This is a genomic window from Catenuloplanes atrovinosus (assembly GCF_031458235.1).
GTDB classification, from domain to species: Bacteria; Actinomycetota; Actinomycetes; order Mycobacteriales; family Micromonosporaceae; genus Catenuloplanes; species Catenuloplanes atrovinosus.
The window spans coordinates 3,494,411-3,513,447 of the sequence record NZ_JAVDYB010000001.1 but is presented as its reverse complement, the minus strand read 5'-3'; the positions used below and the strand labels follow the sequence as shown (position 1 = coordinate 3,513,447).

The following is a 19,037-nucleotide window of genomic DNA, read 5'->3' as shown; positions in this document are numbered from 1 at the left end:
CTCGGGATAACGGGCCTCCCGGGCGCATTCACGAGATGTCCTTTGGGGAGAAAAAATGTCGATGCGCCGACGCATCCTGTCACTTTTTGTCGCGGCCGCCACGGTCGCCACCGCCGGCGCGCTCCATGCGGTGCCGGCCGCGAGTGGGGCCGCACCCGCGCCCCCACCGGCACCGGGTGACCATCGGCACCACGGTCCCGGTCAGGAGACGAGCGGCCGGGCGCTGCCGACGAGCGCGGAGGCGCTGCCCGCCGGCTTCCGGGAGCAGACCGTCCTGACCGGACTCAGCCAGCCGATGAACATCGAGTTCGCCGCGGACGGCCGCGTCTTCGTGGCCGAGAAGGCCGGGCGCATCAAGGTCTTCGACAGCATCGCCGACACCACTCCGACGATCTACGCCGACCTGTCCACCAATGTGCACAACCAGAACGACCGCGGCCTGCTCGGGCTCGCGCTGCACCCGGATTTCCCCGCGGTACCGGACGTGTTCGTGCTCTACACCTACGACGCGCCGCCCGGGCAGTCGGCGCCGGTGTGGAACGACAACTGCACGAGCGTCGGTGGCGCGAACGGCGGGCGGTGCGTCGTCACCGGGCGGCTCTCCAAGCTGACCGGCGGCACCGAGCAGGTGCTCATCCATGACTGGTGCCAGCAGTACCCGAGTCACTCGATCGGCGACCTGCACTTCGGCGCCGACGGGATGCTCTACCTCAGCTCCGGTGACGGCGCCAGCTACAGCGCGACCGACTACGGGCAGCTCGGCAACCCGATCAATCCGTGCGCCGACCCACCGGGCGGCACCATGGCGCCCCCGGGCGCGGAGGGCGGCGCGCTGCGGTCGCAGGACGTGCGGACGCTCGCCGACCCGACGTCGCTCGACGGCGCACTGCTGCGGCTCGACCCGGCGACCGGCGCGGCCGCGGCCGGCAACCCGCTCGGCGCCAGCGCCGACGCGAACGCGCGGCGGATCGTGGCGTACGGCCTGCGCAACCCGTACCGGTTCGCGATCCGGCCGGGGACGAGCGAGGTGTGGCTCGGCGACGTCGGCTGGAACACCTGGGAGGAGATCAACCGGGTGACGAACCCGGCTGCCGGCCCGACGAACTTCGGCTGGCCCTGCTTCGAGGGCACCGCACGGCAGGGCGGGTACGACGGCGCGAACCTCACCATGTGCGAGAGCCTCTACACCTCGGGCGGGCAGACGGCGCCGTTCTACGCCTACAACCACAACGCGACGGTGGTGACCGGCGAGACCTGCCCGAGCGGCGGCTCGTCGGTGTCCGGCGCGGCGTTCTACCCGGCGACCGGCGGCACGTACCCGGCGGCGTACCGGGGAGCGCTCTTCTTCGCCGACTACACCCGCGACTGCATCTGGGCGATGACGCCGGCCAGCCCGGGTGGCGTGCCGGTGGCGGCGAACCGGCAGACGTTCGTGGCGCCCGCGGCCAACCCGGTCGACCTGGCGATCGGGCCGGGCGGCGACCTGTACTACGCGGACGCGGCGGGAACGATCCGGCGGATCCGCTACTTCGACGGGAACCAGCCGCCGACCGCGGTGGTGAGCGCGTCGCCGACCACCGGCACGGCGCCGTTGACCGTCACCTTCAACGGGACCGGCTCGTCCGACCCGGACCCGGCCGACCAGGGTCTGCTGCGCTTCGCGTGGGACTTCACCGACGACGGGACCGTCGACGCGACCACGCCGACCGCGACCTACACGTACCCGGCGGGCGGGCCCTACACGGCGCGGCTGACCGTGACCGACACGCTGGGCGCCTCCGACACCCGTACCGTGGCGATATCCAGCGGAAACACCGCCCCGACACCGGTGATCGACACACCGCCGGGCACGCTGACCTTCGCGGTGGGCGACTCGATCGGCTTCACCGGGCGCGCGACCGACGCCCAGCAGGGGACGATCCCGGCGAGCGGACTGCGCTGGCGGCTGTTGCAGCACCACTGCTTCACCAGCGACAACTGCCACGTCCACGTCGTGCAGGAGTGGAACGGCGTGGCGTCCGGCACGTTCCTCGCGCCGGACCACGAATATCCGTCCTATCTGGAGCTGGAGCTGACCGCGACGGACGCGGGCGGGCTGAGCGTGACCACCACCCGGCGGCTCAACCCGAAGACGGTGAACCTGACGTTCGTGACCAGCCCGCCGGGCCTGCAGGTGACCGTCGGCTCCACCGCGCGCACCACCCCGTTCACCCTGACCGTCATCCAGGGCTCGGCGAACACGGCGAGCGCCGTCACCCCGCAGGGGCAGTACGACTTCACCCGCTGGTCGGACAACGGCGCGCAGACCCACGTGATCACCGCGCCGGCGACCGCGACCACCTATACCGCGACCTACACCAAGCGGCGGCTGGCACAGTCGGCGATCACCGTACGCTCCTACGACAGCCAGGAGACCGTGGACGAGAACGCCCCGGCGGTCCGCGTGCTCGACGGCAACCCGGCGACGTTCTGGCACACCGAGTGGGGCACCGTCACCACGCCGCATCCGCACGAGATCGTCCTCGATCTCGGCGCCAGCCGGTCGGTGACCGACCTCTACTACCTACCGCGGCAGAACGCGAGCAACGGCCGCATCGCGGCCTACGAGGTCTACGTCTCCACCGACGGCACCACGTGGGGCACGGCGGTCGCGACCGGCACCTTCCCGAACACCACAGCTGAGCAGACCGTCAGCTTCGCCGCCAAGACCGGCCGGTACGTACGGCTGCGGGCGCTCTCCGAGGTGCAGGGACGGGCTTGGACCTCGGTCGCCGAGCTGAACGTCAGCGTCGGCTGACCCCTCGCCGCGGGGCCGCCGACGACCGGCCGGTCCCGCGGCGACGTCCGTACCCTCCGCCACGATCCCTCGAACTCGCGCGGGTGCCGGCTCTCCTCCGGCGGCGCAACGGTAGGACTGGTGGGGCCAGGACAGCGGCGTCGGGGGCGCGCAGACTGGGATGCATGGAGTTCGGGAGGATGGTGCGGCGCTGGCGGGACCGGGTGGTGCCCGAGGCGGTCGGGGTGCCGGTCGGGCCGCGGCGGCGGGCCAGTGGCCTGCGGCGTGAGGAACTGGCCGGACTGGCGGGGATCTCGGCCGACTACCTGACCCGGCTCGAACAGGGCCGCGCGACGGCGCCGTCCGCGCAGGTGGTGGAGGCGCTGGCGCGGGCGCTGCGGCTGTCGGACGCGGAGCGTGACCTGCTCTACCGGCTGGCCGGGCATGCGGCTCCCGGGCGTGACGTGGTGCCGTCCCGGGTCACGCCGAGCGTGCAGCGGCTGCTCGACCGGCTCGCGCACACGCCGGTCGTGGTGTACGACGCGACGTGGACGCTGGTGCTGGCGAACGCGCCGTTCGACGCGCTGATGGGGGCCACCACGACCTGGCGGGGACTGGAGCGCAACGCGGTCTGGCGCAACCTGTCCGGCCACAACGAGCGCGTGGTGCTCACGCCGGAGGAGCGGGCCGCGCACGAGGCGCGCCTGGTCGCGGATCTGCGCCTGACCGCGTCGCGCTACCCCGCGGACCGTACGCTGGCGCGGCTGATCGGCGAGCTGCGCGGCGCGTGCCCGGCGTTTCCGGCGCTCTGGGACGCGGAGCTGCCGGTCGACGTGCCGGGCCCGTCGCGGCGGAAGGTGATCGACCATCCCGCGGTCGGCCGGATGACGCTCGACTGTGACACGCTCGTCGTCGCGCAGGACGATCTGCGGATCATGGTCTACACCGCGGAGCCGGGCACCGAGGACGCGGAGCGGCTGGCGCTCGCGATCGTCCTCGGCACGCAGTCACTGACCGACGCCTAGGCGCAGCCGCAGTCCGGTCGGGAACGCGGTGAACGCGAGTTTCTCGCCGACCGGGCCGCCGTCCGGGGTGAGCCGGAAGTCGCGGCAGAGCAGCGCGGTGACCAGCGCGACCTCCACCAGCGCCAGGTTGTGGCCGGGGCAGAAGCGGGGGCCGGCGCCGAACGGGTGCAGCGGCGCGGGCGTGGGCGGGTTGTCGCCGAGCCAGCGCTCCGGGCGGAACGCGTCCGGGTCGTCCACCGACCGGGCGCCGTGCGCGAGCAGCAGCAGAATGGACTGGCCGGCGGGCAGCCGCAGGTCGTACCCGGTGCCGGGGAGCACGGTGTCGCGGGTCGGCCGGAAGCCCATCACGGGCGCGATCGGCCGGAGCCGCATCGCCTCCCGGATCGCGGCGTCCGTGAACGGCAGCGCGCGCAGCGGGCCGGGGTCCGCGGGCATCCCGGACGGGCCGAACGCGGCGACGGCCTCGTTCCGTACCCGCTGCTGGGCCTCCGGGTGCCGGGACAGGTAGTGCAGCGTCCACGCGGCGGTGGAGGAGGTGGTGTCCTGGCCCGCGAGCAGCATGGTGAGCACGTTGCCGACCAACTCCTCGTGGGTGACGTCCGCCACGCCGGCCAGCGCCTCCAGGAACGTGCGCGGCTTCGCGCCGGTGGCGGCCCGGGAGCGCGCCTCCGCGTACGCGACCCGGACGAGCGCGTCGACCTCGCGCATCGCCCGCTCGCGGCGCCGGTCGCGGGGGAGCGTGATCCACCGGTGCAGCGGGACCGGGGCGTAGAGGCGGCGGCCGATCTCCGGGAACAGCTCGGCCAGCCGGCGGTGCAGGCCGTCGCCGGCGGCCTCGAGCGCGTTGAGGTCGTGGCCGATCGCGAGCGTGGTGGTGACGTCCAGCGTGAACCGCATCATGTCGTCCAGCACGTCGACCGGCCGGCCGTCCGCGGCGGCCGAGGCCCAGCGGGTGCGCAGCCGCGTGCCGGACCGGGTGATGGTGGTGAAGTACTCGCGCAGGTAGGCCGCGTTCAGGCTCTGCGCGGCGAGCTTCCGCAGCCGTCGCCATCGCTCGCCCTCGGCGCCGAACACGCCGTCGATGCCGAGTCCCTCGAGGACCGGGCCCACGCGGGTACGGGTGAAGCCGTGCGGCCGGTCGCGCAGCACCGCCTCGACGATCGGCCCGTCGCCGGAGACCACGATCGGCATCCGCCCGAAGCGCAGCAGGTAGGTCGGCCCGTACTCGCGCGCCCACCGGTCGTACGCGCGATGCCCCTCGCGGTCCGTGCGCATCCGCACCAGGTTCCCGACCACCGGCAGCGGCCGTGGTCCGGTCAGTTCGTCGACGGTGCGTGGTGCGGTGCTCACTGTTTCTCCTCGCAGATCGTGCATCGTGCAGCGGTGATCCACCTTGTTGACGGACGGCACCCGGAACGGTTCAAAATCCCAGGTGAAACGATCAAGCGAACATGACCGGTCACCGTGCGTATCCGTACCGTTCATCGCGGACACGAGCCGGATAGGCGACAGAAATCGATATACCGAGGCTTCGCTGGAGCCGGTCTCCAGTGAACCGACCTAGACTCGCCCGTTATGAGCACCACCCAGGCGGGACCGGCGCGGCGCAGTCGTCGCGCTGGGTATACGGCCGCGACCCACCGATCCATCCTCGAGGCCGCCCGGCGCCTGTTCCGTGAGCGCGGCTACTTCGCGGTCAAGGTCGAGGAGGTGGCGCGCGCCGCCCGCGTCTCGCCCGCGACGGTCTACGCGGTGGCCGGCGGCAAGGCCGGGCTGCTGCGCTCGCTGATGCGGCTGTGCGCCGCCGCGCCCGCGGTCACCGCGAACCTGGAGCTGATCGACCGCGCCGGCGACCCCGGCCGCGTGCTCGACCTGGTCGCGGCCACCACGCTGGACATGCGCCGGGAGTGGGGCGACGTGCTGCGGGTCATCATGGCCACGGCGCCGCACGAGCCGGACGCGGCCGCGTCGCTGGCCGAGGCGACCGAGCGGTACCGGTCCGGCCTGCGGCTGGCCGCGCAGCGCCTGGCCCGGATCGGCGCGCTGCGCAGCGGCGTCGACGTGGCGCACGCGGACGCGCTGCTCTGGTTCTACTTCGGATACTCATCGCTGTTCACGCTCGTCGACGACCTGCACTGGAGCGACGGCGAGGCGGTCGCCTGGCTGCGCACCGCCGCCGCGGACGCGCTGCTGGCCCCGGCGGCCGGTGCCTGAGACGGATACGCACATGTGGTTGCAGGTGCTCGGACCGGTGCGGGGCCGCCGGGACGACGTAGAGCTGGAGCTGGGGCCGCCGCAGCAGCGCACGCTGCTCGCGGTGCTGCTGGCCGCGGCCGGTGAGCCGGTCGGCGTACCCACGATTCTGGACGTGCTCTGGGGCGACGCGCCGCCGGCCGCCGCGGCCGCCACGGTGCAGCAGTACGTCAGCCGCCTCCGCAAGATCATCGAGCCGGACCGGCCCGCCCGCGACCAGGGCGGCCTGCTGCGGCGCACGGCCGGCGGCTACCAGCTCGCGGCGGACACCGGCCAGGTCGACCTGCTGCGCTGGCGCGCGCTGATCCGGGACGCCCGCGAGCTGTACGGCGCGGACAAGGCCGCGGCCGGCGCGATGTTCCGGGAGGCGTTCGCGCTCTGGACCGGACCGGCCGCGGCGAACCTGCCACCCGAGGCGCGCGAGCACCCGGTCTTCACCGGGCTGGACCGCGAGCACGTCACCACCCTGGTCGAGGCCGCCGACGACGCGCTGTCCTGCGGGTACGGCCCCGCGCTGGTCCCGGCGCTGGACCGGGCCGCGGTCTGGCACCCGTTCGACGAGGGCGTGCACGCCCGGCTGCTGCGCGCGCTGGCCGCGGCCGGCCGCCGCGCCGACGCGATGCGCCGCTACCGGGAGGTGCGCGACCGGCTGGTCGACGAGCTGGGCATCGAGCCCGGCCCGCTGCTCCAGGCCGCGCATCGCGAGCTGCTGGCCGAGCCGGAGCCGGAGCCGGCTCCCGTGGTGACCGAGAAGCCGCAGGTGGTACGCCCCGCGCAGCTACCCGCCGACCTCGGCTCGTTCTCCGGCCGCGACGTCGAGCTGGACCGCCTGGACTCGCTCGCCGAGGGCGCGATGCCGCTGGTCGTGGTGGGCGGCCTCGGCGGCGTCGGCAAGACCGCGCTGGCGCTGCGCTGGGCGCACCGGGTCATGTCCGACTACCCGGACGGCCAGCTCTACGTGGACCTGCGCGGGTTCGCGCCGCGCAACCCGCCGCTTCCGCCGGTCGAGGCGCTGCACGGCTTCCTGGAGGCGCTCGGCGTGCCGCGGGCCAACCAGCCGTCCACGCTGGACGGGCTGTCCGCGCTGTACCGCAGCGTACTGGCCGGCCGGAAGATCCTGGTGGTGCTGGACAACGCGCGCGACGACGAGCAGGTGCGCCCGCTGCTGCCCGGCACGGCCGGCTGCGCGGTCGTGGTGACCAGCCGCAGCTACCTCGGCGGGCTCGCGGTCGACGAGGGCGCCCGCTCGGTCGGCCTGGACGTGTTCAGCGACGCGGACGCCTACCGCTACCTGCGCTCCCGGCTCGGCAAGGAGCGGGTGGACGCGGAGCCGGAGGCGGCCGCCGAGATCATCGAGGTGTGCGGCGGGCTGCCGCTGGCGCTGGCGATCTGCGCCGCCTGGACCGAGCGGAGCCCCGCGTTCACGCTGGGCACGGTCGCGGCCGAGATCCGGCGCCGCGCCGGGCTGGACGCGTTCGCGGGCGTCGCCGCCGGGCGGGACGTGCGCGCGGTGTTCTCCTGGTCGTACCGGCGACTCACGCCCGGCGCCGCCGAGCTGTTCCGCCGGCTGGGCCTGCACCCCGGTGGCGACGTGGCGCTCGGCACCGTGGCCAGCATCGCCGGGCGGCGCGTGCCGGAGACGCTGGCGCTGCTGGCCGAGCTGGCCGACGCGCACCTGATCTCGGAGCTACGGCCCGGCCGGTACGGCGCGCACGACCTGGTCCGTGCGTACGCGGCCGAACTGGGTGAGCCGGCCGAGCGGGAGGAGACGCTGCGCCGCACGCTCGACCACTACCTGCACTCGCTGCTCGCCGGCGCGCAGCTGGTCAACCCGCTGCGCGCGCCGATCGACGCGGGCCGGCCCGCGGACGGGGTACGGCCGTTGCGCCCGCGCGACACCGAGGAGGCGCTGGCCTGGTTCGGTGAGGAGCGGGAGAACATCCGGGCCGCGATGGACAGCGCGGAGCAGCACGGGCTCGACCCGTACCTGTGGTACTTCTCCTGGGGGCTGAACGGCTACCTGATGGACCAGCTCGGCCGGTGGGACGAGGTCATCCCGGCGGCCCGCCGCGCGCTGGCCGCGGCCGAGCGGCAGAACTCGCTGTGGTGGCGCGGCTACCTGCACAACGCGCTGGGCATCTGCCACCACCGCTTCGGCGACTACGCGGAGGCGTACCGGCAGTGGTCGCTCGCGGCGCAGGCCGGGCGGGAGTCCGACGACCCGGTCCGTACCGGCATCGGCCTGGCCGGCATGGCGAGCACGCTCACCGACACCGGGCGCTGGCCGACCGGCGACGAGATCGAGCGGGCCGCCGCGCTCGCGGACGAGGCCGTGGCGCTCTGCGGTCACCTGGACAGCGACGCCGGGCCGCTCACCACCGGCTCGTACGCGGCCCGCGCGCGCGAGCTGCTGGGCATCTGCACCGAGTCGTTCGCGCTGCGCATCCTGCACCGCACCGGCGACGTGGAGGCCGCCGCGGCCGAGATGCGCCGCGGCATCGAGCTGCACCGCAGCATCGGCAACTGGGCGCGCGAGGGGTGGAGCTGGGAGCTGCTCGGCCGCATCTACCAGCACGTGGGCAAGGACGCGGAGGCGATCGAGGCGTACGAGCGCGGCCTCGCCCTGATGCAGCGCTGGCAGTGGAGCGGCACCGAGGTGCTGGTGTCGCTGGCCGCCTGCCACGCCCGGCTCGGCGACCGGGCGGCCGCGGCCCGGCTGCGCGCCCGGGCCCGCCGGCTCGCCGACGGCGTCTACCACGCCTACGCCGACCAGCTTCGCGCGCGGCTGGACGCCTACGAAGCGGCCGAGGGCTGAGCCCGCGTGCCGATGTGGTTCGAGGTGCTGGGCCCGGTCCGCGGCCTGCGCGACGGCACGGAGCTGGACCTCGGCTCACCGCAACAGCGGGTGCTGCTGGCCGTGCTGCTCGCCGCCGCCGGTGAGCCGGTCGCGGCCGGCGTCATCTCCGACGTGCTCTGGTCCGGCGATCCGCCGCAGGCCGCGGCCGCGACCGTGCAGCAGTACGTCAGCCGGCTGCGCCGGGTGGCCGGCACGATCGGCCGCTCCGCCGCCGGATACCGCCTAGACGTCGACTCCGACCTGCGGCGCTTTCGCGCCTTCCTGAGCCAGGCGCGGGACCTGGTCGAGGCCGGTCGGCCGGAGGCGGCGGTGGACGCGTACGCGGCGGCCCTCGGGCTGTGGACCGCGCCGGCCGGCACCGGACTGCCGCCGGAGGCCCGCGCGCACCCGGTCTTCGCGGATCTGGACCGCGAGCACGCGGCCGTGCTGGCCGAGGCCGCGGACGTCGCGCTGGACCGCGACCGCGGCGCCGTGCTCGCGCCGGTGCTGGACCGCGCCACCGGCTGGCACCCGTACGACGAGGGCCTGCACGCCCGGCTGCTGCGCACGCTCGCCGCGGCCGGCCGCACCGCCGACGCGCTGGAGCGCTACCGGCTCACCCGCGAGCGGCTGGTCGGCGAGCTCGGCATCGAGCCCGGCCCGATGCTGCGCGACGCCCACCGCGAGCTGACCGACCGGCGCACGGTGCGCCCCGCGCAGCTACCCGCGCCGCCCGCCGCGTTCACCGGCCGGACCGCGGAACTGGCCCGCCTCGACGCGGTCGCCGGCCCGCGCCCGCTGGTGCTGGTCGGCGGCCTCGGCGGCGTCGGCAAGACCAGCCTGGCGCTGCACTGGGCGCACCGGGCCGCGACCCGCTACCCGGACGGGCAGCTCTACGTGGACCTGCGCGGGTTCGCACCGAGCGGGGCGCCGCTGGAGCCGGCCGAGGCGCTGCACGGCTTCCTGGAGGCGCTCGGCGTGCCCCGCGCCAACCAGCCGTCCACCCTGGACGGTCTTGCCGCGCTCTACCGCAGCGTGCTGGCCGGCCGGAAGGTGCTGGTGGTGCTGGACAACGCGCGCGACGACGACCAGGTCCGGCCGCTGCTGCCCGGTTCGGCCGGCTGCGCCGTGCTGGTCACCAGCCGCAGCTACCTCGGCGGGCTCACGGTCGACGAGGACGCGCGCTCGGTCGGCCTGGACGTGTTCAGCGACGCGGACGCGGTCGGCTACCTGCGCTCCCGGCTCGGCGCCGCGCGGGTGGACGCGGAGCCGTGGGCCGCCGCGGAGATCGTCCGGGTGTGCGGCGGGCTGCCGCTGGCGCTGGCGATCTGCGCCGCCTGGGCCGACCGCAGCCCGATGTTCACGCTGGCCACGGTCGCGGCCGAGCTGCGCCGCCGGGACGGGCTGGACGCCTTCTCCGCCGTCAACGCGGGGCGGGACGTCCGTACCGTCTTCTCCTGGTCCTATCGGCGGCTCGGACCGGACGCGGCCGAGCTGTTCCGGCGGCTCGGCCGGCACCCCGGGCCGGACGTGGCGCTGGCCACCGCGATCAGCGTGGCCGGCCGCACCTCCTCCGGCACGCTCGACCTGCTCGGCGAACTCACCGACGCGCAGCTGCTGAGCGAACCCCGGCCCGGGCGGTACGCCGCGCACGACCTGGTCCGGGCCTACGCCGCCGAGATCTCCGACGACCTGCCGGAGGACGCGCTGCGCCGCATCCTCGACCACTACCTGCACTCGGTGGTCGCGGGCGCGCGGCTCGCCAACCCGTACCGCCGGCAGCTCGACCCGGGCACGCCCGCGGACGGCGTCGTCCCGTTCACGCCCGTCGACGTACCGGACGCGGTCGCCTGGTTCGAGGCGGAGCGGGCGAACCTGCGCGCCGCGGTCGGGGCCGCCGACCGGCACCGGCTCGACGAGTACGTCTGGCTGCTCTGCTGGGGCATGAACGGCTTCCTGCTCGACCACCTCGGACGGTGGGACGAGGCGATCCCGGTCGCCCGCATCGCGCTGGCCGCCGCCCGCCGCCGCGGTGACCTGTGGTGGCGCGGCTACCTGCACAACGTGCTCGGCAACTGCTACCTCCGGGGCGGCGACCACGACCAGGCGTTCCGGGAGTGGGCGCTGACCGCGGAGGTGGGGCGCGAGGCCGGCGACCCGATCCGGATCGCGATCGGGCTGGGCGGCATGGGCAGCGCGATCACCGAGCGGGACGAATGGCCGGACGGCGAGTCGATCGAGCGGGCCGCCGGGTACGCGGACGAGATGCGCGCGCTGCTCGACGAGATCGACCGGACCGGGCCGCCCGGCCGCGTGGACGGGCGCACCACGCACGCGCGCGACCTGATCGGCTTCACCTACCGGCTGACCGCGCTGCGCGTGCTGCACCGCACCGGCGACGTGCACGCCGCGGTCGCGGAGCGCGCGGCCGGGATCGCGGTGCACGAGAGCATCGGCAACTGGTTGCAGGTGCAGAACGGCTGGCAGCAGATCGGGCGGATGCGCCAGCACGCCGGCGACCTCGAGGGTGCCATCTCCGCGTACGAGCACGCGCTGTCGCTCCAGCGCAACGACGAGTGGATCACGGTGGAGCTGCTGGCCCGGCTGGCCGCCTGCCACCACGAGCTGGGCCACGAGGGCGCGTCCGCGCACTGCCGGGCCCGCGCGGCGGAACGGCTGGACGGCGTCTACCACCCGTCCGCGGACCGGCTGCGGGCTATGCTGCCGCCTCCCTGACCCGGCCGACCAGATAGAGGTATCCGTCCGCGTCCAGGTAGCCGGTGTCGCCGGTGCGCAGCCAGCCGTCCGGCGTCATCACCGCCGCGGTCTCCTCCGGCTGCCGCCAGTACGACGTCATCGCGCGCGGCGAGGACACCCACACCTCACCGACCACGCCGTCCGGGATGCCCTCGCCGCTGCGCGGGTCCCGGATCCGCAGCCGCACGCCCGGCAGCGGCCGGCCCGCGGACGCCACCCGCACCGAGTCCGCGTGGTCGGCCGCGCGCAGCACGGTCGTCGCGCCGGCCGCCTCCGTCACGCCGTACACCTGCAACAGGTTCGCGTGCAGCACGGACTCGACCGCGCGGATCATCGACGGCGGCATCGGCGCGGCGCCGTAGGCCAGGTTGACCAGGCTGCTCAGGTCCCGGCCGGCGGCGCCCGGCTCCGCGGCCATCGCGGCCAGCAGCGTCGGCACCACGAACGTGTGCGTCACCCGCAGCGACTCGATCACGTCCAGCACCGCGGCCGCGGACACGTCCGGCATGATCACGGTCTGCGCGCCGTGCCGTACCCCCATCAGCGCCTGGGACAGCGCGGCCACCCGGGACATCGGCGTCACCACCAGGTTCACCCCGGACGGCGTCAGGCCGATCGCGTCCGCCAGCGCGTCGCAGACCGACGCCATCGCCGCGTGCGTGAGCACCGCGCCGCGCGGGAAACCGTCCCGGCCGGGCCCGTAGAGCTGGCAGAACGGGTCGTCGTCGGCGACATCGGTCCGGCGGACGGTGGCCGGCGCTTCCGCCAGCAGCAGCTCGTAACTGCGCTCCATGTCGACCAGCTCGCGCAGGTGCGGCATCAGCACGCGTACCCGGCCCATCCGCTCCGCGCGCCCGTCGCCGCACAGCAGCACCGGCGCGGCGGCGTCGTCCACGATGTACGCGGCCTCGCCCTCCGTGGTCCGCCCGCCGATCGGCACGTAGACCGCGCCGATCCAGGCGCACGCCAGCGCGATCTCCAGCGTGGCCGGGCCGTTACCGGCCAGGTGCGCCACCCGGTCGCCGCGCAGCACGCCCAGCCCGTGCAGCATGCCGGCCGCGGCCCGCACCCGCGCCGTGAACGCGCGCCACGTCCAACTGCGGTCGCCGTACCGGATGGCCACGGCGTGCGAGTCGTTGGAGAGAACGGCCGACAGGATGTCGGCGGGGCGGACCGGTGCGGCCGGGGTGGTCATGACCCTCAAACCACCACCGCGGGATCGACGATCGCATGACGCCGCAATGATCGGAGCGCGCTGAGCGGCGCGTTCAGAATTTGCTCAGTGGTTGACCTGTCCATCCTTCTAGCGTTCATATCGTCCACCGGACTACCGGTGGGCGTTGACCGTACAGACGTTGTGGGGGGATGTAGAGGCATGACATCCGGGGGGATACGTTTCGCGCTGCTCGGGCCGGTTCGGGCCTGGGACGGCGCCACCGAGCTGCCGCTCGGTTCACCGCAGCAGCGCACCGTGCTGGCCGCGCTGCTGCTGCGCGAGGGCGCCATGGTCACCGTCGACGAGCTCGTCGCGGCCGTCTGGGGGGACGAGCCGCCACGCAGCGCCATCAACACGGTGCGCACCTACCTGTCCCGGCTGCGCACGCTGCTGCGTGACGCCGCCACCATCGTCTCCGTCGGCGGCGGCTACGCGCTGCCGGTCGATCGTGAGGCCACCGATGTAACCGTTTTCCATGCGCACGTGGCCGAGGCCCGCGAGGCCCGCCGCCGCGGGGACCCGGAGGCCACCGCCGACGCGCTGCGCGCCGCCGTCGCCCTGCACCGCGGCCGGCCGCTCTCCGGCGCCGGCGGCCCGTACGCCGACGCCCAGCGCACCCGCCTCGAACAGCAGATGCTGGCCGCCCGCATCGACCTGCTGGCCGCCGAGGTCGACCTCGGCCACGCCGAGGAGGCGATCCCGGAACTGGTCGCGCTCGCCGACGAGCACCCGCTCCGCGAACGCGTCCACGAACTGCTGATGCTCGCGCTCTACCAGGCCGGCCGCCAGGCCGACGCGCTCGCCGTCTACCAGGACGTCCGCCTGCTCCTCGCGGACGAACTCGGCATCGACCCGGGAGCCGGCCTCCAGTCCGCCCACCGCCGCATCCTCGCCGCCGACCCGGACCTGGTGCTCCCGGCCGTCCACCCGGCCGCCACCACCCCACGCACCCCGATCCCTCGATCCGGCAGCCAGCGCCCCGGCGGCGTCGCCGCCCCACTGCGCCCACGCCGCCACCGCCGAAGGACCGGCCTCTAACCGTCCTCCCGATCACGGTCCAGGCGTCCCGGTGCGGGAGGGACGCCTGGACCCGTTTCCTTCTCCCGCTTTCCGATCTTCCCGCTTCCGGCGTGGCTGAGTCCCGCACGCTCCCGCGGGCCAACCTCGCCGCGGGCTTCGACTCCGCTGGCGCTCCGCTCCGCTCGCGGCGACGGAGCCGGTTCCGGCGTGGCCGGGGAGAGCGCGCGAGGTCCGCCGCCGGTCGAGTTCTGTCGCGCGGGTGACGTTCCCGCCGGACAGGCCGGGCGGCCCGAAACGTTGCCGGCCGCCCGCTTCTTGGCGCGACCAGCCGCGGGACCGGCAGGGAGGAGCGCTAGCGACGACCGGTGCCCGCGGGAGCATGCGGACCGCCACCACGCCGGAAGCGGGCAGCTGGCCTTCATGGTCTTCGACGGCGTCGATCGGCGGGCGACGGAACGCCGGACTAGCATGGGCGCGGTGCTGGAGGCTGCGTTCTGGGGGTTCGTCGGCGGTTTCGCGCTCGTCCTCGGGGCCGTGCTGGGGCTGGTGCGGCCGGTGCCGGAGCGGGTGGTCGGCGTGGTCATGGCGTTCGGGGCCGGCGTGCTGATCTCGACGGTCTCGTTCGACCTGGTCGAGGAGGCGTTCACCGAGGCGGGCGCGGTTCCGGTCGGGATCGGCATCCTGGCCGGTGCGCTGACGTTCTTCGCCGGGGACGCGATCGTCGACCGGCGCGGCGGTGACCGGCGCAAGCATCCGGCGGCGAACGCCGGGGGCGCCGCGCTCGCCCTGGTGCTGGGCGCGATGCTGGACGGCATCCCGGAGTCGGCCGCGATCGGCGTCTCGCTGCTCGGCGGCGGCACGGTCAGCGTGGCGGTGGTCGCCGGGGTGTTCCTGTCCAACGTGCCCGAGTCACTCTCCGCCGCCGTCGGCCTGCGCGCCTCCGGCCGTTCGGCACGCTGGATCCTCTCCCTCTGGTGCGGCGTGACCGTCGTCTGCGCCGTGGCCGCCGCCCTGGGCTACCTGCTGCTCGGCGGCGCCGGCCCGGCCACGGTCGCGGTCGTGCAGGCCTTCGCCGCCGGCGCGATCCTGACCATGCTGGCCGACACGATGGTCCCGGTGGCCGTGAAATACTCCGGCCCGCTGGTCGGCATCATCACCTGCGCGGGCTTCCTGCTGGCCTTCATGCTCACCCACGCCTAGTCCCTCGATGGGGAGACCTGATCGCCCTGGCGGTGACGGCTGTCAACCTAAGTTGACGACCGGAGTAGCTGTCAACTAAGGTTGACAGCATGACGCTGCTGACCGCCGTGCCGGCGGCCGCTCCTGAGCGGCCACCTTCCCGCCCCAGCCGACTGCTCATCGCCGGTCTTGTCGCCGGTCCTCTGTTCACCGCGATGTTCCTCGCGGAAGGCGCGCTCCGCGGCGGCGGATACTCCCCGCTCCGGCATCCGGTCAGCTCGCTCGCTCTGGGACCGCAGGGCTGGCGGCAGGTGACCGCCTTCATCGCCGCCGGCCTGCTGGTGGTCCTGTTCTCGATCGGTCTGCGGCGCAGTCTGCGCCCCGGGCCCGGTTCGCTGGTCGTGCCGCCGCTCGTGGCGATATGGGGCATCGGGCTGATCGGCGCGGGCGTTTTTCCCACCGACCCCGTGGGGGGCTACCCGACGGCCGCGACTCCGGCCACCTGGCACGGACAACTGCACGATCTCGCATTCTCGCTGCCCGGCTTCACCGCGCTGGCCCTTGCCATGCTGACCGCGAGCGTCGCGTTCGCGCGTCGCGGATCGATCTGGTTCGCCGCCTACTCGGCTCTGAGTTCGGTGGCGTTCGCTGTGCTGTTCGCCTTCGCGACGATGGGCTTCTCCGGCGTCGCCCCGTGGACCTCCGCCGCAGGACTCTGGCAGCGGCTGTGCGTGTCCGTCGGCTGGCTCTGGCTCTTCCTTTTCGCCGTCGACCGCCGCCGGGCGACCCGCTGACCAAACCGAGTCGCTCGCGCTTAGCGTCTTCCCGGTCCGGCTCGATCTCGGCCGGCCCGCACGAAGCCTCTCGCAGGAAGATCATGCCAGCGGGGAAGCCGGAAGGACGGCGGCTGGCGGCCCGCGAGTCAAGATCGATCACGAAGTTCGCGCCAGAGCGCGAAACTCGCGAACGGAGCCAATGCCGGTGAGGCCCGGTTCTACAGTCGCGGGATGCGACCTCTTGGGTACGGGATCGGCGTGCTGTTGACCGTCCTCGTCGCCGGCTGCGGCGGGGGAGGCGTGGACCGGGAGCCGCCGGCGCCGGTGTCAGCGCCGGCATCGGCGCCGGCGCCGGTGACCACCTCGGTCGCGGTGCAGGCGCCGCACAACCTGGTGTTCAGCGCCGAGGGTGACGCCGAGGTCGTGTCGATCGTGTACGAACTGGACGGCGAGAGCAGCACCGAGGAGTCCGTGTCGCTGCCGTGGCGGAAGACCGTGGAGGTTCCGGCGGACGGCAGGCAGCACCGGTGGAATCTGACGTTGACGCACCGCGGCGGATACGCCGAACTCATCGCGATCTTCGACGGCGCGGTGACCGGGCGGACCGAGGGCTCGGGCAGCGGGACGGGCACGCTGGAGGTGAGTGGCACGGTCCGCGGGTGAGCGGCCTCAGAGCGGGCCCGCGTCGTGCTCCCACCACTCCGCCATGACTTTGGCGTCTCTGCCCTGGAACGCGAGCCCGAAGATGAGCCGCCGCTCGTCGGTCCAGAACCGGGCCAGGCTGCCGTCCTGATCCTCGCATCGCAGCCGGCCGGTGGTGCCGCCGCGTGAGTAGGCCGATTCGCCGGTGACCGCGGTGTCGGAGGCGGTGCAGTCGCCGTCCGGTCCGGCGTCCGGGGCGTAGTTCTCGGTGAGGTCCTTCTTGTTCGTGAACTGGTAATAGAAGATGATCGGCGGTCCTGTGCCGGCCCGGCACACCACGGCCGCGGACACGGCATACCCTCCGACGTGCTGTCCCTTGAACTCCTCCGACGGGCGCATGCAGTCCTTCCTGGACGGCTCGGGGATCAGGGCCAGCAGCGCCTTCTCGGCCTCGTTCGGGAACCCGACCTGACGATTGAGCGTCTGCACGACCAGCTCGGTCGGCGGGGCCCGGTAACTCGTCCACCAGTCGACCAGAGACGCGGCCACGCTGCCCGCGATGCGTCCGGCGACGAGTAAGGGCTCGACGCTCCACTCGACGATGTGGTTGCCGTCGACGGCGGCATAGCACAGCACCACTCCGAGGTAGACGCTGCGTACGTCGTACCGTCGGCCGCCGGTGTAGTCCGGCTCCTCGCCGCCGGAGCAGCTCTCGACGGCGAGGTCGCCGTCGCCGGGCAGGTGGTCGGTCATCGCCCGCTGCAGCCCCGCCAGCGACTCGAACTGGAAGTAGGTGGCGGGCTGGCCGCGCTCGCCGATGCAGGCGACTGCGGCGATCGCGCCAGGGAAGTCGTCCAGCTCACTGATGCCGGCCCGTTTGCACCCGGTGCCGACACCCATGCCGATCAGCTTCTTCTCGGCGGGGGACGGGAACGCGGGCGGCGACGCCACCATCCGGTTCCAGGACTCCCGGAGCGCCACCCGCTCCGTGGCCGGCGCGTCGATGCGGAGCAGCGCGAGCGTGTCGTCGTCGGTCCACACGATGCTGGTGCCGTCGGCGCAGCTGGTGCACAGCACGCGGCCGGCCGCGGTGCCGGTGACCGGATAGCGGTGCTCGGCGTCCTCCTCCGTCGTGCAGTCGCCGGTGCTCCGGACGCCCCGGGCGCCGTCGCGCACCGTGTCGTAGGCGGTGTCGAGCGCGGCCGAGTTCGGGTAGACGGCCACGGCGGTGGGACGGCCGTCGTGGTAGCGGCAGCCGTAGGCGGCAGCGGCGCCGGGCGGCACCGTCCCGGCGGCCCGGCAGGCGTGCACGGTGTCCGGCAGCGCGGTGTCCGGCGCGCGGGCTCCGTCCCACAGCCGCCAGGCGATCGCGGTCACTGCCGCCAGCGCCACCACCACGGCCAGTGAGATCGGCGTGCGGGCCGGGAACCGGATCCGCCGCCACCACGGCGGCGGCGGCGGTGGCGGCGCGCCGGGTACGGCGCGGTTGCGGGCGATGACGATGTCGCCGCCGGCGTTACGGTTCGCCTGTTGCGGCTCCGGACGGCCCTTCGCCCGCAGTTCCGTGTGGACATGGCGGTAGACGACATCGGTGCTCAGCAACTCGGGCCCGTCGGGAATGCCGTTGGTGAGCGCCCGGATGAGCTCCCCGGTGAAGGCGGTGTGCCGCTCACCCGGCGGTGACCAGGCCCTCCTGGTCGGACCGGCGGCGGTCAGCACGTGGCTGCCCTCGGTCACGGTCTGCTCGGTGGTGGGGGTGGCGCCCATGCCGCCGTCGAGCGCGCGCCCGCTGTAGCAGCAGTCCAGGATCACCACCGTGCGGCGCGCGCGGACCAGCGGGTTCCGGATCGCCCGCCGAAGATCGTCGTACCGCAGCGCCGTCGCGCTGAACTGGGGGTTGGAGCCGGGCAGCGTCAGGTGCAACTCGTCGCTGTGCGGGTCGGTGAGGCCGTGGCCGGCGTAGTAGACGAGCAGCGTGTCCGTCGCCTGCTCTCCCGCCTTGGTCACGGCGTCGAGGATCGCCTCCGCGTCGCGCGGCGCAGCGACGACGCGGCAATGTCCGTCGGGCAGTCCCCAGGTCCGGTGGTCGGTGAGCGCCGCGCGCAGATCGGCCAGGTTGCGCGCGACCGCGGGCAGGTCCGGCATCCGGGCGTAGGAGTGGACGCCGATCAGGACGGCGCGGGAGGCGCCAGGATCAGAGAGCGCCATCGCCCGGCTCCGCCGGCGGGTCGCCGAGCGCGTCGACGATCCGGCGCACGGTCTCCGGCGAGGCGTCCTCGATGGTGATGCTGACGTCGCCGCGCTCGATCCGGGTCACCGGCGGCCGGGGCCGGGACTCCCGCCACGCGGACACCGCGACGAGCAGGCTGCTCAGCGCGATGCCGTTGCCGAGAACCACGTTGATGACGTCGAGGGCGCCGCCCATCCCGCCGGGGCGCGGCGGCGCGGACGGCAGCGTGACCGTGGCGTGGCGCCGCACGTCGGGATCGAGCGTCAGCCAGCGGTAGAGAGACGGCTGGTCGTCGACCCGGATCGACACCTCGAACGGCCCATTCAC

Annotated in this window: 13 protein-coding genes; 9 read left to right on the top strand and 4 right to left on the bottom strand. The window is 74.1% G+C overall.

Annotated features, from left to right (window positions below; genetic code table 11):
* The first annotated feature begins 55 nt into the window (after positions 1 to 55).
* Together J2S41_RS15805 and J2S41_RS15800 are read left to right on the top strand one after the other, a co-directional pair.
* The gene (locus J2S41_RS15805; RefSeq protein WP_310368463.1) at positions 56 to 2,797 is read left to right on the top strand and encodes a PQQ-dependent sugar dehydrogenase; all 2,742 of its coding nucleotides are present in this window, start codon (positions 56 to 58) and stop codon (positions 2,795 to 2,797) included.
* 164 nt (positions 2,798 to 2,961) lie between these two features.
* Entirely contained in the window at positions 2,962 to 3,801 is an 840-nt protein-coding gene (locus J2S41_RS15800) for a helix-turn-helix transcriptional regulator (protein ID WP_310368461.1), read from the top strand.
* On the opposite strand, the gene J2S41_RS15795 is transcribed toward J2S41_RS15800, so the two are convergent.
* Positions 3,784 to 5,151, bottom strand: a complete 1,368-nt coding sequence (locus J2S41_RS15795; protein WP_310368458.1) for a cytochrome P450 — start codon at positions 5,149 to 5,151, stop codon at positions 3,784 to 3,786. The two genes, J2S41_RS15800 and J2S41_RS15795, sit on opposite strands and share 18 nt — an antisense overlap.
* 225 nt (positions 5,152 to 5,376) lie before the next feature.
* Here J2S41_RS15795 and J2S41_RS15790 point away from each other — a divergent pair, with 225 nt between their 5' ends.
* Genes J2S41_RS15790 through J2S41_RS15780 form a run of 3 tightly spaced genes read left to right on the top strand, consistent with a single transcriptional unit; the run spans position 5,377 to position 11,626 of the window.
* The gene (locus tag J2S41_RS15790; RefSeq protein WP_310368456.1) at positions 5,377 to 6,015 is read left to right on the top strand and encodes a TetR/AcrR family transcriptional regulator; all 639 of its coding nucleotides are present in this window, start codon (positions 5,377 to 5,379) and stop codon (positions 6,013 to 6,015) included.
* Positions 6,016 to 6,028: 13 nt separating this feature from the next.
* Positions 6,029 to 8,869, top strand: coding sequence for an AfsR/SARP family transcriptional regulator (locus J2S41_RS15785; protein ID WP_310368454.1), 2,841 nt, complete (start codon positions 6,029 to 6,031; stop codon positions 8,867 to 8,869).
* Between the two features lie 12 nt (positions 8,870 to 8,881).
* Positions 8,882 to 11,626: an AfsR/SARP family transcriptional regulator gene (locus tag J2S41_RS15780; protein ID WP_310376388.1), complete on the top strand. Its 2,745-nt coding sequence runs from the start codon at positions 8,882 to 8,884 to the stop codon at positions 11,624 to 11,626.
* Here J2S41_RS15780 and J2S41_RS15775 read toward each other — a convergent pair.
* Positions 11,607 to 12,842 carry an AMP-binding protein gene (locus J2S41_RS15775; protein WP_310368453.1) on the bottom strand — a complete coding sequence of 412 codons (1,236 nt, stop codon included), beginning with the start codon at positions 12,840 to 12,842 and terminating at the stop codon, positions 11,607 to 11,609. The genes J2S41_RS15780 and J2S41_RS15775 overlap by 20 nt on opposite strands.
* Before the next feature lie 180 nt (positions 12,843 to 13,022).
* On the opposite strand from J2S41_RS15775, the gene J2S41_RS15770 reads away from it, so the two are divergent.
* The 4 genes from J2S41_RS15770 to J2S41_RS15755 all read left to right on the top strand — a co-directional run bounded on the left by J2S41_RS15770 (position 13,023) and on the right by J2S41_RS15755 (position 16,501).
* Positions 13,023 to 13,901 (top strand): AfsR/SARP family transcriptional regulator, encoded by an 879-nt coding sequence (locus J2S41_RS15770; protein ID WP_310368452.1) that lies wholly within the window; start codon positions 13,023 to 13,025, stop codon positions 13,899 to 13,901.
* Between the two features lie 459 nt (positions 13,902 to 14,360).
* The gene (locus J2S41_RS15765) at positions 14,361 to 15,083 is read left to right on the top strand and encodes a ZIP family metal transporter (RefSeq protein ID WP_374728131.1); all 723 of its coding nucleotides are present in this window, start codon (positions 14,361 to 14,363) and stop codon (positions 15,081 to 15,083) included.
* A gap of 89 nt (positions 15,084 to 15,172) precedes the next feature.
* Entirely contained in the window at positions 15,173 to 15,856 is a 684-nt protein-coding gene (locus J2S41_RS15760; RefSeq protein WP_310368450.1) for a DUF998 domain-containing protein, read from the top strand.
* A 213-nt stretch (positions 15,857 to 16,069) separates the two neighbouring features.
* On the top strand, positions 16,070 to 16,501 hold the full coding sequence (locus tag J2S41_RS15755) for a hypothetical protein (protein WP_310368448.1): 432 nt from the start codon (positions 16,070 to 16,072) through the stop codon (positions 16,499 to 16,501).
* A 6-nt stretch (positions 16,502 to 16,507) separates the two neighbouring features.
* Here the strand turns inward: J2S41_RS15755 and J2S41_RS15750 are convergent, their stop codons facing one another.
* Complete coding sequence (locus J2S41_RS15750) at positions 16,508 to 18,688, bottom strand: caspase family protein (protein ID WP_310368447.1); 2,181 nt, start codon at positions 18,686 to 18,688, stop codon at positions 16,508 to 16,510.
* Positions 18,675 to 19,037, bottom strand: a complete 363-nt coding sequence (locus J2S41_RS15745) for an effector-associated constant component EACC1 (protein ID WP_310368445.1) — start codon at positions 19,035 to 19,037, stop codon at positions 18,675 to 18,677. Before J2S41_RS15745 ends, J2S41_RS15750 begins: the two co-directional genes overlap by 14 nt.